At 71.8% G+C, this 15461-nt stretch carries 10 protein-coding genes; 5 read left to right on the forward strand and 5 right to left on the reverse strand.

The window, feature by feature from the left end:
• Window positions 1–17: 17 nt before the first annotated feature.
• Window positions 18–1133 carry a CapA family protein gene (locus V2J85_RS03930; protein WP_330820623.1) on the reverse strand — a complete coding sequence of 372 codons (1116 nt, stop codon included), beginning with the start codon at window positions 1131–1133 and terminating at the stop codon, window positions 18–20.
• 257 nt (window positions 1134–1390) lie between these two features.
• Between V2J85_RS03930 and V2J85_RS03935 the strand changes: the two genes are divergently transcribed.
• Window positions 1391–3055 (forward strand): FAD-binding oxidoreductase, encoded by a 1665-nt coding sequence (locus V2J85_RS03935; RefSeq protein ID WP_330820624.1) that lies wholly within the window; start codon window positions 1391–1393, stop codon window positions 3053–3055.
• A gap of 3 nt (window positions 3056–3058) precedes the next feature.
• Here V2J85_RS03935 and V2J85_RS03940 read toward each other — a convergent pair whose 3' ends face one another.
• The gene (locus V2J85_RS03940; RefSeq protein WP_330820625.1) at window positions 3059–5029 is read right to left on the reverse strand and encodes an APC family permease; all 1971 of its coding nucleotides are present in this window, start codon (window positions 5027–5029) and stop codon (window positions 3059–3061) included.
• A gap of 297 nt (window positions 5030–5326) precedes the next feature.
• Between V2J85_RS03940 and V2J85_RS03945 the strand changes: the two genes are divergently transcribed.
• From V2J85_RS03945 to V2J85_RS03960, 4 genes are all read left to right on the forward strand, one after another.
• Entirely contained in the window at window positions 5327–7660 is a 2334-nt protein-coding gene (locus V2J85_RS03945; protein WP_330820626.1) for a GAF domain-containing SpoIIE family protein phosphatase, read from the forward strand.
• A 27-nt stretch (window positions 7661–7687) separates the two neighbouring features.
• The gene (locus V2J85_RS03950) at window positions 7688–8866 is read left to right on the forward strand and encodes a MalY/PatB family protein (protein WP_330820627.1); all 1179 of its coding nucleotides are present in this window, start codon (window positions 7688–7690) and stop codon (window positions 8864–8866) included.
• A 772-nt stretch (window positions 8867–9638) separates the two neighbouring features.
• Complete coding sequence (locus tag V2J85_RS03955) at window positions 9639–10913, forward strand: VWA domain-containing protein (RefSeq protein ID WP_261953068.1); 1275 nt, start codon at window positions 9639–9641, stop codon at window positions 10911–10913.
• The gene (locus tag V2J85_RS03960) at window positions 10913–11734 is read left to right on the forward strand and encodes a hypothetical protein (RefSeq protein WP_330820628.1); all 822 of its coding nucleotides are present in this window, start codon (window positions 10913–10915) and stop codon (window positions 11732–11734) included. Before V2J85_RS03955 ends, V2J85_RS03960 begins: the two co-directional genes overlap by 1 nt.
• Before the next feature lie 246 nt (window positions 11735–11980).
• On the opposite strand, the gene V2J85_RS03965 is transcribed toward V2J85_RS03960, so the two are convergent.
• From V2J85_RS03965 to V2J85_RS03975, 3 genes are all read right to left on the reverse strand, one after another.
• On the reverse strand, window positions 11981–13339 hold the full coding sequence (locus V2J85_RS03965) for a DUF5685 family protein (RefSeq protein WP_330820629.1): 1359 nt from the start codon (window positions 13337–13339) through the stop codon (window positions 11981–11983).
• Window positions 13340–13734: 395 nt separating this feature from the next.
• Complete coding sequence (locus tag V2J85_RS03970; protein WP_261953065.1) at window positions 13735–13950, reverse strand: hypothetical protein; 216 nt, start codon at window positions 13948–13950, stop codon at window positions 13735–13737.
• A 130-nt stretch (window positions 13951–14080) separates the two neighbouring features.
• Window positions 14081–15391: a PP2C family protein-serine/threonine phosphatase gene (locus V2J85_RS03975; protein ID WP_261953064.1), complete on the reverse strand. Its 1311-nt coding sequence runs from the start codon at window positions 15389–15391 to the stop codon at window positions 14081–14083.
• Window positions 15392–15461: the final 70 nt, after the last annotated feature.

Raw genomic sequence — 15461 nt, forward strand, 5'->3', positions numbered from 1 at the left:
CCTCTGCACGGCCGGCGTCACAGCGGTCGGAGGGTGAGCGTGTGGCCGTCCTCCTCCGTGGTGGTGCAGGGGCGGAAGCCCGTGCTGATGCGGTCGAGCAGCCGTTGCAGCCAGTGGCAGTCGCGGGCGGACGGGCGCCGTAGGCGCATCCTGTGGGCCTGGAGGGGGACGATGCGCACGTCGTGGAGAGTGCCGGTCGGCTGCTCCAGCGAGACGAGGAGGAGCAGGCGCAGGTCGTCCCGGTACTGCTCGTAGCCGGTGATCCCCTCGTAGTCGTCGATGAAGTCGCCGCACCCGTGGATCACCAGCTTTCCGTGGTAGGCCTCCAGGCTGCGCGGATGGTGCGAGGAGTGTCCGTGCACGACGTCGATGCCGCCGTCGAGGAGCAGCCGCGCGAAGGCGGCCTCGCTGCGGGAGACGCCGTAGCCCCAGTTGGGGCCCCAGTGGACCGAGGCGATGGCGATGTCGCCGGGCCGCTTGAGCTGCCGCACCCGTGCGGCCAGGCCGGTTGCCGCGGTCTCCGACGGTTCGGACAGGAAAGCCACTCCGCTCCGGTCCTCAGTCGCGGCCCAGGAAAAGGGGATGCCGCTGGTCGGCAGGCCGAACGAGAAGACCAGGAGGCGATGGTCGTCGTCGAGGGGGACGATCGCCGGACGCCGCGCCGCGTCGGCGTCCGCTCCGGCGCCCGCCGTGCGCAGCCCGGCGCCGGCCAGGACGTCGAGCGTCTCCGCCAGGCCGTTGCGGCCGAAGTCCAGGACGTGATTGTTGGCCAGAACGCAGACATCGGGGCGTGCGAGGGTCAAGCACGGGAGATTGTCGGGGTTCATCCGGTAGTGGACTTCCTTGCCGGACGCGAAGACGTCGCTGCGCGTGACGCTGGTTTCCAGATTGATCACCCGGGCCGCGGGGGCGGCCTCGTCGAGGACGGGTAGCGCCTCTCCCCACGGCCAGTCGAAGCCGACCGGACGGGCGATCGGGCCGTTCGCCGCCTCAGCGAGTTCGACGTAGGCGCGGGCGTCGTGGAGGTAGCTTTCGCGCAGCACGGGATCGCCCGGGTACGGGAGGATCTGGTCGACGCCGCGACCGAGCATCACATCCCCGCACAGGAACACCGTGACCAGGCCACCGTCCACCCTTCCAGGCTAGGACCGGGACGGCGCCGGGGCGGAGCGGCGGTCGCCTCGGCCGGGATCGGGTCGGCCGGGCCTCGGCGGCCGGGCGTCAACATGACGCCGCCGGACGCACACCTTCCGGGCATTCACAGCCTCACGGCGATCACGGATAGTAATCAAGCGAAGGGTCACGGCTACGCAGAGTTTCCTGCGCGATGTCGCGTCGGTGCTCGCAGCCGTCAGACCCCGTATCGATCCATCGTCGTAGGGAGGCCACCATGGCCACGTATCAGATCAGCGCCGGCACCGAGAGCGGTACCGAAGTAGTTCCCGGGGACGCACGCTACGAGGCCTTGAGAAGGGGATTCAACCAGCGCTTCATCGCGACACCTGACTATGTGTCCGTGATCGGCTCGACCGGCGAGGCCGTCGCCGCGCTCAACAAGTACCTGGCGGATCACCGCTCGGACGAGAGCCTCAGCCGCCGCATCACGGTCCGTTCGGGAGGCCACTGCTACGAGAACTTCGTCTGCGGGGAGGACGTGGGCGTCATCCTCGACCTCGGGCAGATGGACCGGGCCTATCTGGACCAGGAGATGGGCGCGTACTGCGTCGAATCCGGCGCCACCAACTGGCATGTCGCCACGCACCTCTACGCACCGTTCGGCGTGGCTCTGCCCGGTGGGTCGTGCTACTCCGTCGGCGCCGGCGGCCATGTGTCGGGAGGCGGGTACGGGCTGCTGTCCCGGCAGCACGGGCTGACGGTGGACTATCTCTACGCGGTCGAGGTCGTCGTGGTCCGCGACGGTCAGCACGCCGAGGTGGTGGTCGCGCGCCGCGACTCCCCCGAGCGTGAGCTGCGGGATCTGTGGTGGGCCCACACCGGCGGGGGCGGCGGCAACTTCGGTGTGGTCACGCGGTACTGGTTCAAGGGACTGCCCAAGCCCCCGTCACAGGTTCTTCTGCATGCCATCGCCTGGCCGTGGGACAAGCTCAAGGGCCAGCCGGAGCGCTTCAAGTCCCTGGTGCGCAACTACGGGCTGTTCTTCGAGTACGAGAACACCCCGCGGCTCCCGGAATCGCTCCGCGCCGACTACACCGACATGTTCACCCTGCTGAAGTTGAACCACCGCGCCAACGGCAAGATCGGCCTGATCACCCAACTCGACGCCACCCGCCCCGACAGCGTGCAGCGGCTCAACGCCTTCCTGGACTGGATCACCCAGGACCTCGGCGTCGACCCGACGCCGCTGGACCGGCGGATGGGCGAACACGCGCCCATGGGCGGACTGCACGTGCCGACCCGGCTGCCCTGGCTGACGGCCACCCAGACGCTCAACGGCTCCGGTGACAACCAGTGCGGCAAATACAAGTCGGCGTACATGACGCGGGGATTCACCGAGAAGCAGCTCGACGCCCTCTTCAGCCACCTGACCCGCGCGGACTACGACAATCCGCAGGCACTGCTCCAGGTCGACTCCTACGGCGGTGCCATCAACCTCCCCGACAGCGCCGACACGGCGGTCTACCAGCGCAGTTCGGTGCTGAAGCTGCAGTACCAGACGTACTGGAGCTGGAAGCGGGACGTAAACAAGGACGGTGTCGCCGACCAGCACGATGCCGATGTCGACCCCTCGATCGCGGCACCGCATCTCCGTTGGATCCGCGAGTTCTACCGCGATGTCTACGCGGACACCGGCGGCGTTCCGGTGCTGGCGCCCGAGTGCGCCGCGGTGGAGGACCGGCCGGCACCGGTGACCGACGGCTGCTACATCAACTACCCGGACACCGATCTCGACGACCCCGAGTGGAACACCTCCGGCGAACCCTCACACCGTCTGTACTACGGCGACAACTACACACGTCTGCAGGAGGTCAAGGAGTACTGGGACCCACGCAACGTCTTCCGCCATGCCCAGTCCATCCAGCCGTTCACACGCTGAGGGTCAGCCGACATGGACACGGGGGCGATGGGAACGGTCGGGTTCGGCCTCGCGGAGGACCTCGCGGGTGACGGGGGCGACTTCACCCTGGCCGAAGAGGAAGAAACGGAGGAACTGGGCGAAGGGATTGCCTTCGGTCCACTCGAAGTAGATGTGCGGGCGCTTGCCCGTCTCGTCGCGTACGTGCAGCAGCAGCGCGGCCAGTGCGTTGGAGATGGTGGAGCTTTCGAGGACGAGCACGCGATAGCGGTTATGGAGGACCTCGCCGTGTACCCGCAGCTCGCTCTCGAACTCGGACGGGTCGAGGACGGTGACCTCGACGAAGATGAAGTCGTCGTCGGCCGGGAGGTCGTTGTCGGTGCGGATCTGCTGGAGCTTGTCGCGGTACTCGGCAAGATCGCGCTGGTCGGGCTCGTTCGCGATGAACCGGATCTCGCGGTGGGCGACGTCGCGGATGAACCGTTCGGACATGTCGTCGAGCGCGACGCTGGTCACCCGCAGCTCAAAGGCCCGGGCGAGCCGGGAGAGGAGCGACAGCAGGATGATCCCGGCGATGAAACAGGCGCCGATCTTCACCCCGTCCGGCCGCTCGATCACATTCGCCACGGTCGTGTAGAGGAACACCGCCGCGATCACGGCGAAGCCGATGGTCCAGCCGCGCTCCCCGCTCCGCCGGGCGGCGATGGTCACCGCGATCGCGGCGGAGCTGATGAGCACCAGCACGCCCGTGGCGTACGCGCCGCCCTGGGCGTCCACGTTTGCATCGAAGATCCAGGTCACCAGGAAGGCGACGGCGATGAAGACCAGCACCATCGGGCGCACGGCCCGTGCCCAGTGGGGCGCCATGCCGTAGCGCGGCAGGTATTGGGGCATGAGGTTCAGCAGGCCTGCCAGGGCCGAGGCGCCGGCGAACCAGAGGATGGCGATGGTGGAGATGTCATAGACGGAGCCGAAGGCGGAGCCCAGGTACTCATGGGCAAGGTAGGCCAGGGCGCGCCCGTTGGCCGAGCCGCCGGGCTTGAAGGCCGACTCGGGGATCAGCAAGGTCGTGACGAAGCTGGTGATGATCAGGAAGACGCTCATGATCACGGCGGCGGTGGTGAGCAGTTTCCTGGCACCGCGGATCCGCCCGGTGGGGCGCTCCTCGGTGTCGCCGGCATCACCCTCGATATGCGGCATCACCGCCACGCCGGTCTCGAAACCAGACAGGCCCAGGGCCAGCTTCGGGAAGACCAGCAGGGCCACGCCAACCATCGCCAGGCCGTTGCCGTGCTCGGTGGTCAGCGCCTGGGTCCAGTCGGTCACGACGTGCGGCGCGGTGAGGACGTGCCCCAGACCGACCACCACGACCACCGCGTTGAGCCCGAGGTAGATCCCGACCAGGACGACCGCCACGCCGATCGCCTCCAGGAAGCCCTTGAGGAAGACCGCGCCGAGGAGCGCCACCAGGATCAGGGTGATGAGCATCTGCTGGCCGTGCAGAGCGCTGGTGAGGTGCGGGTTCTCGACCAGGTGGGTGGCGGCGTCGGCCGCGGAGAGGGTGATGGTGATCAGGAAGTCGGTGGCGGCGAAGCCGAGCAGGGTGAGGACGAACAGCTTGCCCTTCCAGAAGGAGAGCAGCCGCTCCAGCATCGCGATCGATCCCTGGCCGTGCGGGCTTTCCTTCGCCACCCGGCGGTACACCGGCAGTGCCCCGGCAAGCGTCACCAGGACCAGGACGAGCGTGGCCACGGGCGACAGCAGTCCGGCCGCGAGGGCGGCGATGCCCGGCTGGTAGCCGAGAGTGGAGAAGTAGTCGACGCCCGTCAGGCACATCACCCGCCACCACCGCTGGCCCTGGTGGGCACTCTGCGGGCCGGCGTGCGGACCGGGATGGCGCTTGGCCATGTCGGTCAGCCCCTCCAGAAGCCATGCCCGCAGGCGGTGCCGCGGTCCGGACGGGGTGGAAGAGCCCGCGGGGGCGGAGGGGGGCATCGTGCGCTCCTGTCGTGCCGCGAAAGCGTCCAGCCATCGGCGAGACGGCCAGGTCAGCGTACGGAAACAGGTGGCCCGCAGCGTGGCGGCGCCCGGCGTGCCGCCGGGGGATTCCGGCAGGTGGGCCCACCGGGCGACGCCGGGCAGCGGAGCCGGGTGACCACTCGGAGCCATTGGGCATATGCCCGGTATGTCACAGTTAAGGGAGGACGCGACGGCGCGGTCGGCGAACACACGAGAGGGCAGCCTGCCATGTCCACGGATCGCCTCGGATCGGTCACCGAACGGATCAGGCCCTTGCACAGGCGGAATACGGAGTACGAGGATCTCTTCGACCAGGCTCCGGTGATCTTCGCTGCGCTGAGCGGCCCGCGGCACCGGCTCGAGGCGGCGAATCCGGCATTCCTGGAGGTGGTCGGCGGCGGCCGGGGGCAGATCGGGGTACCGATCGGTGAGCTGCTGCCGGAGCTCGGCCCGCAGGGCGTACTGAACCGGCTCGATGAGGTGTACCGGACCGGCACCGCCTACCGGGCCCGGGGTGCCCGGCTGGTGCTCGGCGCGCCGGGAGCGGAGCGGGAGGGATATTTCGACTTCACCTACGAGCCCCGGCGGGACGCGGACGGCGTGGTCGACGGGGTGGCCGTGATCGCGGTGGACACCACCGCGTATCACCACACCCAGGTCCTCGCCACCGAGCAGCGGGTGCTGCTGGAGCAGATCGCGCGCGACGCACCGCTCAGCGAGATCCTGACCGGGATGGCCCGGGCGATCGAGGAGTTCTCCCCGGACCTGATCGTCTCGGTGCTGCTCGCCGATCCCGACGGGGCGCATCTGCGGCACGGGACCGGGCCCAGCCTGCCCGCCTTCTACAACGAGGCGATCGACGGGGTCGCCATCGGCCCGGACGTGGGCTCCTGCGGCACCGCCGCGTATCTGCGCGCCCCGGTGATCGTCACGGACATCGCCACGGACCCCCGATGGGAGGGCTATCAGGAGCTGGCGCGGCGGGCCGGGGTGGCGGCCTGCTGGTCCACCCCGATCATGGGCTCGGACGGTGAGCTGCTGGGCACCTTCGCGATGTACCACCGGACCCCGAAGGCCCCGGACGACAAGGACGTGGCGCTGAGCGGGGCCTTCGCCCGGATCGCGGCCCTGGCGATCGAGCGCCGCCGTGCGCTGGAGGCCGGCCAGGCCGCCCAGGAGAGGGAGAAGGAGGCCCGGGAGGACCTGGCGTTCGTGCTGGATGCCAGCACCGCCATCACCCGTGAGCCGCACTACTTCGACTGCCTGCAGTGCCTGGCCCGTTTGACCGTGCCCTCGCTGGCGCCGCTGTGCACCGTGCACGTCGTCGAGGACGGCCACACCCACCGGATCGCGGTGGCCTCGGACGGCCTGGCCGGCGAGAGCCTGCTGTCCGCCCCCGGGCTGAGCGACGAGATCGACGGCGCGGTCGCCCGGGTGCTGGCCTCCGGCGCCACCGAAACGGGCCGTATCCGCGCCGCCGGCCCCGAGAGCCGCGCCACCGGCCCCGAGGGCAGTCACGGCCACGACGACCGTTCCGGTCCCGACGGTCGCACCGGCCCCAGCGACCGCACCAGCCTTGACGGTGCCGACAACCGCCGCAACCCCGACGGCACTGCCGGCCGCGCTCACCCCGACGGCAGCTCCCGGCCCGACGGCAGCTCCCACTCCCACGAGAGCACCGGCGTCGGCACACCTCCCGGGCGGTCCATCGTCACCGGCTATGTGTGTGTGCCGTTGGCGACCCGTGGCCGTACGTTCGGGGTGCTGACCCTGCTGGCCACGGACCGGGAGCTGGACGGGCATGTGATCGCGCTGGCCGAGGAGCTGGCGCGGCGGGCCGCGTCGAGTGCGGACAACGCCCACCAGTTCACCGACCGGGTCCGGCTCGCCCGTGAACTGCAGGCCGGTCTGCTTCCGCCCGAACTGCCGGCCGTGCCGGGCGCCGAGCTGACGGCGTCGTACCACCCCGCGGGCGAAGGGCTCGATGTCGGCGGTGACTTCTACGACGTCTTCCCGCTGCCCGACGACCGCTGGGGGCTGATGATCGGCGATGTCTGCGGGCGCGGTGCGACGGCGGCCACCACGACCGGCATGGTCCGCCACACGGCGCGTGCCGCCGCGCGCCTTCTGCACGACCCGGCGGCCGTCGTCGCGGCCATCAACGATGCGCTCATCGAAGGCACCAGCGAGGACACCTTCGTGTCGCTGATATACGGCGAACTGCGGCGCGAGGACGGGCGGATCGTCCTGGACATCATGCGTGCCGGTCATGTGCCGCCCCTCATACGCCGGGCCGACGGCACGGTGGAGCAACTCGCGCAGCCGGGGCAGTTGCTGGGTATCGCGCCCGATGTCGGCGGGTCTCCGTGCCAAGTGGCACTGTCCCCGGGCGACAGCCTGGTGCTGGTCACCGACGGCATCACCGAGGCCCGTGACGCCGGCGGCGAGTTCTTCGAGGACCAGCGCCTGGCCGATGCGCTGGTCGCGGTACGCGGTCCGGCTCCCTCTGCCGCCGCGCTGCTGGAGTCCGTCACCGCGGCGGTCACGGCCTTCGCCGGCGATTCCACCGACGACGACCAGGCCGCGTTGGTGCTCACCGCCACCTGACCGCGCCGACGCCCCTATCGTTGCCTCATGGAGCCCAAGCCGCCCGACGTCTCCGCCGACGCGAACCCGCTGCGTGCGCTCTCCCTCGACACGCTGCGGCAGCGGACGAGCATGAAGTGGCGTACGTATCCGGCCGATGTGCTGCCGTTGTGGGTGGCCGAGATGGACGTACCGCTGGCCGCACCGGTGGCCCGGGCGATCGCGGACGCGGTTGCGCTCGGCGACACCGGCTATCCGGCCGGGACGGCGTACGCCCGGGCGCTGGCCGATTTCGCCCGTGAGCGGTGGGGCTGGCACGGCCTCGCCGTGGAGCGCACCGCGATCGTGCCCGATGTGATGCTGGGCATCGTCGAGGTGCTCAAGCTGGTCACCCGGCCGGGCGACCCGGTGGTCGTCAACTGCCCGGTGTATCCGCCGTTCTACCAGTTCCTCACGCATATGGACCGGCGGGTCGTGGAGGCCCCGCTGGGTGCCGGTCTGCGGATCGACTTCGATGTGCTCGAAGCGGCGTTCCGGGATGCCGCTGCGGGCGGTGGCCGGGGCGCGTACCTGCTGTGCAGCCCGCACAATCCGACCGGCACGGTGCACAGCGCGGAGGAGCTGGCGGCGGTGGCGGCGCTGGCTGCGGAGTACGGCGTGCGGGTCGTGGCGGATGAGATCCACGCACCGGTGGTGGCGCTGGACGCCACCTTCGTCCCGTACCTGAGCGTGCCGGGCGCGGAGCGCGGCTTCTCGCTGATGTCGGCGTCCAAGGCGTGGAACCTCGCGGGACTGAAGGCTGCGCTGGCCGTCGCCGGTCCGGAGGCCGCCGGGGATCTGGCGCGAATGCCGGAGGAGGTGAGCCACGGCCCGAGCCACGTCGGCGTCCTCGCGCACACGGCCGCGTTGCGGGACGGCGGCGACTGGCTCGACGCGGTGCGCGCCGGGCTCGACGAGAACCGCCGACTGCTCGCCCGGTTGCTGGCCGAGCGGCTGCCCGCGGTCCGCTACCGCCCGGCCTCGGGCACCTTCCTCGCCTGGCTCGACTGCCGTCCGATCGGCCTCGGCGACAATCCGGCCGCGTTCTTCCTGGAGCGCGGCAGAGTCGCCCTCAGCCCCGGCCCGGACTTCGGCACGGGCGGCGCCGGCCATGTGCGGCTCAATCTGGCGACCTCCCCCGAGGTACTCACGGAGGCGGTGGGGCGGATGGCCGACGCGCTGGACTGAAACGGGCGCGGGTGAGAGGCGGCTTGGGCGGCGGGCCGCACCGACGATGAGCCGTCGGAGGCGAGACCGCACGGACGGCGCCCCCTCCGTGACAGGGCGAGACGCACGACGAGCCGTTGACACGAGGTGGCACAGACGGGGAGCCGTCGGCACGCGGCACACAGACGGCAGGCCGCCGGCGGCGATGTGGCAGGGCGATCGGCACGGCAATCGGCACACCGCGAGCGCCAGCGAGCTGGACCGAGTTGGGCGCTGGCCGGGAGACGGCAGGCCGTGGCGCGAGGGCATGGGCGGCGGGCCATCGGCGTGAGGCCACAGACGGCCGGTCGTCAGCGTGAGGCAACGCAGACGGCGAGCCATCGGCCGCGTGGCCATGCGGAGTCCGCACCGTCCGCAACGAAGCGGCACGAACGCCACGCCGCCGGCGGCCGACCGGCACGGACCCCGCACCGTCCGCGGCCCAGCAGCACAGACACCAACACCAACACCGACACCGACACCGACACCGACACCGACACCGGACCATCCACCCATCCGACCATCCGCCCAACCACGACCGAGCGGCACCAACCCCAGATCCCGCACGAGTCACAACGTCGGCAGCAGGCGGGCAGCACTCCCGCAGTCCGCAACCGGCCCCGGGCGGGCCCTGAGTGGGTCCCGCGCGGGGCGCGGGCGCGCGTGGCCGGTCGGTCACGGTGGTTCAACTGCCCCTGCAGCCGCGTCCCGCGGTCGTTTTGGTGTGCGGCGGGTTTCTCCATACGATCCAGCGATGATCACAAGAAAACGGCTGGCGGCCGGGGTGTGCGGGCTGTTGGCCGCGATGGCCGTCGCCCTCCTTCCCACACCCGCCAGCGCCGGGGAACCGGATGCGAAGACCGCTCCCAAGGTGGAGCTGACCCTCGACGTCAGCGGCTCGATGCGGGCCCGCGACATCGACGGTCAGAGCCGGATGTCCGCCGCGAAGCAGGCGTTCAACGAGGTGCTGGACGCGGTGCCGGACGGTGTCCAGCTCGGCATACGGACGCTCGGCGCCGACTACCGCGGCGAGGACCGGAAGACCGGCTGCAAGGACACCCGTCAGCTCTACCCCGTGGGGCCACTCGACCGTACCGAGGCGAAGACCGCGGTGGCGACGCTCACGCCCACCGGCTGGACGCCCATCGGCCCCGCCCTGCAGGGCGCGGCGCACGACCTCAAGGGCGGGGACGGTTCCCGGCGGATCGTGCTGATCACCGACGGCGAGGACACCTGCGCCCCGCTCGACCCGTGCCAGGTGGCCCGGGACATCGCCGCGCAGGGCATCCACCTCACCGTCGACACGCTCGGTCTGCTGCCGGACGCCAAGACCCGTAAGCAGCTGAGCTGTATCGCCGAGGCGACCGGCGGGACGTACACCTCGGTGCAGCACACCAAGCAACTCCGCGACCGCGTACACCAGTTGGTGGAGCGGACGGCTGATCCGGTCGTGACACCGGTGGCGACGCAGGGGGCGCAGAGCTGCGCCGACGCGCCGAAGTTGAAGCCGGGGCTCTACAGCGACCGGGAGAAGTTCGCCGAGCACCGCTGGTACCGGGTCGACGTCCGGCCCGGTCAGGAGCTGCGGGCCTCGGTGAGCGTCGCCGCGGACCGTGCCGTCAACAACGATTACGGCGTGCTGTTGCGGGCCTCGACGGAGCACGGGCGGGAGCTGGTGCGCGGCGCGGAGGCGGGTGACGGGCGGACGGATGTGATCTCGTCCGGTCTGCGTTATCCCGAGCCGCCGGCCGATGCCCCGGACGGGGCGGACGAGCCGCCGTTGAAGACGGTCTGTCTCCAGGTCAGCAACTCCTTCTCGGCGCCGCCCTCGGTCAAAACCGAGCCCGGTATGCCGGTCGAGCTGGCGGTCGACGTGGTGGACGGTCCGAGCGACGCCTCCGACGCGGCGTTCCTCGGGCTCGGCCACGGCTGGTGGCTGCTGATCACGCTGGCCCTCACCGGGCTGGTGGCCGGTCTGGTCTGGGGTTGGATCTCCCGTTGGCGCGTCTCCGTCTGGAGGACCAACTGATGTGCACCGTACGCAGGATGCTGATGACCGCCGCGCTGGCCGGGGCGGGTCTCCTCGGTGTGGCGGGGCCCGCGGTCGCCGACACCGCGACGCCGAGTCCGAGTGCGAGCACGGAGGCGGCGCCGACCGAGGCCGGTACCTCGTTCCGTACGGCGACCGCCATCAAGTCGGGTCAGCCCGCGACGGCCGATGCGTCCACCGGTGACTACCTGTACTGGGTGCTGCCGGTCGACGCGGGACAGCGCGCCACGGTCAAGGCGACGGTGACGCTGCCGACCGCCGCCCGGCACGGTGCGGCCACCTGGCAGCTGGACGTCTACGACGGGCTGCGCCGGCGGCAGCCGTGCAAATACGGCGCTCCGACCAAGGCCGCGGCCCAGGACGCCGGTTCCGTCGAGCTGACCTGCACGCTGCGCACGGTGCGCGCCTGGGCGGAGCCGTGGGCCAACGATCCACTGCCCGGCAGCTATTACGTCCGCCTGACGGTCGTCGATCTTCCGCAAGAGGACCTGGGGCTGCCGGTCCATGCGAAGGTCGAGGCGGGCACGGCCGACCAGGGCGGCTCCCAGGCGGTGGACGGCACGCTCGCCGCTCCCCTGGTGCCGGGTGCCGGTACGGCCACGCCGCAGTCCGACGGGGCGACGCCGTCGCCGCGGCCGGCGGCCATGGCGGAACCGGACGGTGGCTGGTCCTCCGGCTGGTGGTCGGACCGCTGGCTGTGGACCGCGGCCGGCGGACTGCTCGCGGCGCTCGGGGGCATCGCCGGCTATTCCGTCACCCGCGGCTCCGGCCGCCCGTCACGGGTGCCGCCGGGCGCCTGAGTCAGACCGCACGGCGGGGCGGCCACGGCACGGTGCCGTGGCCGCCCCGTTCGTCACGGAGCCCCGTCGGCCGGCCTCGTTGGTCAACCTCGTCGGTCAGCCGCGGCGGTCAGCCACGGCGGTCGGCCCGCGTCGTTCGGGCCAGCCAAGTCCTCCCTGTGACGCGAGACTTCGCCGGCCGTCACACCCGCCGCCGTTACATCCTCCGCAGTCCCATCCGCTGCCGTCACACCCGCCGCAGTCCCATCAGCCGCAGTCGCAGCAGCTGCAGCAGTCACAGCAGTCGCATCCGCTGCAGGGGTCACAGCCGTCGCAGCAATCGCAGTCCTGGCAGCATCCCTCGCGCTTCTTGCGCGACCAGGCGCCTTCGTACTCCTCCGCGCAGCACACCTTGCAGGTGCAGCACAGCCCGATGGCCACCGCACAGCCCGCGAAGAAACCCCGGGGCTTCTTCGGCTGGTGCGGGAAGTGCGGAAAGCCGCCGCCGTCCCCGCCGTTGCCGCCGCCACCGTGCCCGCCACCGTAGCCACCGCCGTGACCACCGGGCGGCACCGATCCCCCCGCGTAGGGGTTCTGCGGGGCGTTCAGGTACGGCCCTTGGGCGTACGGCCCGCCGGCAGGGGCCTGCCCGTACTGCGGAGGCTGACCGTACTGGGGAGGCTGACCGTACGGACCCTGCTGGCCGCCCCCGCCCTGGTACGGGTGGGAAGCATGTCCCTCGTGGGAGGCATGCCCCTGGTGGGAACACGCCGAGGTGCCGAAGGCGCGGTCCACCGACCGCCGCAGCTCGTGCACCAGCAACACGTGCACCAGGGCGGAGTCGGTGAACTCCACGTCGCGCAGGGCGAGGCGGATGCCGTGCAGCGCGTCGTCGCAGAGCCGGCGGGCGTCGGCGGTGCTCGCGCCGGTCGCGGTGAGCGGGTTCCAGGCGCCCTCGGCGGCGTCCGCGGCCCGGTCCTCCACGGCGTCGAGGAGGTGGGCCAACCGCCCGAAGAGCCGGCCGGCCTCGGCCAGTGGCGCGGCGTTCCCGGGGCGGCCGGCGAGTACGGCGGTGTGGGCGAAGGCAGCGGCGGTCGCGGTCTCGGTCGGTTCGGTGATGACCGTCAACGGCGTTCCGGGTCCGGCCAGTTGCTCGATGGCGGGCTGACGGTCGACCGCGTCGACGAGTACGGCGGTGTCGAAGCCGAGGGTGGCGCCGGTGCGGGCTCCGGCCCGGTCCCAGCCGGCGGCGACCCGGCGCGCGGCGGCGGCCACCGGGCGGCGGCGCAGCAGTCCGTTCCGGTCGGCGACGTGGTCGCGTATCTTCGCCGAGGCGAGCACGAGGGACACCGAGGCGGCGAGCCGTGCGCCCTCGCCCTGCGCCACGGAGGCGGTGCGCATGCCACGGAGCGGGCAGGGTCCCGCGGTGCGCCGGCCGGCCTCCGTGCGTCCGGTCTGGGCGTCCTTCAGGACGGAGACGATCAGCCCGTCGTAGTTGGTGACGACCCGGGCGAACTGTCCGTGGTCGCCGCGCAGCGCGAGGCACAGACCGCAGAGGTGGGCCATCCATTCGGCCTTGAGCCCTTGGGTCAGGCGATGGCTGCAGGGCCTGACGATTCCGAACATGTGCGATCCCCCGTGAGACGTCGAACGTGCCGCCGCGGTGCGCGGTGGCAACGGCTGAAGATCGTACCGATCCGGCCGCTGACCTGGGATACCCCCCGGGGGAGGGCCGCGTCGGTCAGGTGGTGTGCCGGGCGGGTACGGCGTCGAGCGGGGCCGCCCGGTGCGCGAGGTCGTCGGCGGCGAGGGGGTGGGCCAGGTCCGGCGCGCGGTCGGCGCCGCACCCCGGCCGCCGGCGGCCGGACCGTCGGCGATCCGCTCGCCCAGGCCGCCCGCGCCGATGATCAATACGGTGGCCGTCAGGCGACCGTAGGCCCGTCGCCGTCACCCGGGACGGGGTGCTCGCTCACCAACGGGCCATTCCTCGCGCTCCGTTCAGGGCGGACCGGGCCAGGTGTTCACCGCTTGTCCTTGGCGGGGACCAGCACCATCCAGTCGTCCTTGCCCGCTTCCTCGTGCAGGTAGCCGATCATGGTGGGGTGCGGCCCCGGATAGGCCGGGCCCTCGTTGCGCACCCCGGAGGCACTGCCGGTGCCCGTGCGCCCGAGAAGAACCGCCAGGGCCAGGAAGGGCAGTACGGCGGCCGAGAGCGCTATCCCCGTACCCCTGCTCATGGTCTTCGGTCTCACAACGTCCCCCGTGTCCGCGTGGTGTGCCTCTTGGTCATCTTCCTCCACGCCTCGTTGCGGTACGTCCCCGGGGTCCCGGTCGGGCCCGAGGCCGAGGATGAAACCTGACGCTTCGTCAGAGCCTGACAGGGTCCTGCCGGGCCGGGGGTTCCGGGTGGCGGCGGATCCGGGCGGCGAGGACGGCGACGTCGTCCTCGGCGTGCAGGCCGTCGAGGTGGTCGAGGACTTCGTCGAGGACCTGCTCGACGTCGGTTCCGGCGGGGAGGCGGAGGCGGGAGAGCCGGGAGAGCGAGGTGTCGATGTCCTCGCCACGGCGTTCGACCAGGCCGTCGGTGAACATCAGCAGGGTGTCGTCGGGGGTGAGGCCGCGGGTGATCTGTTCGTAGCCGCCGGCACCGGTGCCCAGGGGCGGGCCGACGGGGACCCGTAGGAGGTCGGCGGTGCCGTCGCCGCCGAAGACCACCGGGGAGAGGTGGCCGGCGCTGGCGAAGCCGGCGATACCGCGGGCCGGGTCCACCCGGGCGAGCAGGCAGGTTGCCGGGCGGCGGGACTCGTCCTCGGCCACCGCGGTGTCGAGCTGGCGCAGGACGCGGTGGGGCGGCAGGTCGGTCGAGGCGACGTAGCGGAGGCTGGAGCGGTAGGCGTTCATGTCGACCGCGGCGTCGAGCCCGTGGCCCATGACGTCGCCCATGACGAGCAGGGTGCGCCCGTAGTGCAGCCGGACGGTTTCGAACCAGTCGCCGCCGACCAGCGCGCTGCTGCCGGAGGGGAGGTAGCGGGTGGCGAGTTCGAGGTTGGGGTGCGGGCGGCCCGGTTCGGCCAGCAGCGCCCGTTGGAGGTCCATCGCGGTGCGCTGCACCGAGGAGTGCCGGCGGGCGTGGGCGAGATGGGCGGCCGCCAGGCGGGCGGCGTGCAGCACGGTGGCGGTCTCGTCCTCGCTGAAGCTGCCGCCGGCGCGGAGGACGAGCAGGACGCCGTGGCGGCGGCCGTGGGTGGACAGCGGCACCGCGAGGGCCTGGGCGGACATCCCGCCGGAGAGGACGGCCCGGGCGGTGACGGGGCGGTCCTCGGCCAGGGCGGGCAGGAGGGGGGAGCCGGCGTCGGGGCCTTCCGGGCCGTCGCCGCTCTCCGGGACGTCGCCGGGGAAGCGGGCTTCGAGCACCTTGACCAGGCCGGCCGAGGCCACCCGGCGGAGCGCCGGGGCCTCGGCGGGGCGGCGGGCCGCGGTGGCGTCCTCGGGGAGGAGTTCCACCGCGGCGGCGTCGCCGATGTGCTGGCACAGGAAACGGGACAGCTCGGTGCAGGTCGTCTGGGCGTCGAGGGTGGTGCCGATGCGCTCGACGGCCTCGTCCATGGTGCGCAGCCGGGCCCGTAGGCGGGCGTCCTCGGCGTCCCGGCCCGCGTCGTTGGAGCCGTCCCGGTTCATTACGGCCTCCTCCAGGGCGCTGCGCCCGCTATGGACGGGGTTGCTGGTGTTGCACCCATATCACCAGCGG

Origin of the sequence: Streptomyces bugieae (genome assembly GCF_036352915.1) — a bacterium.
GTDB lineage: Bacteria > Actinomycetota > Actinomycetes > Streptomycetales > Streptomycetaceae > Streptomyces > Streptomyces endophytica.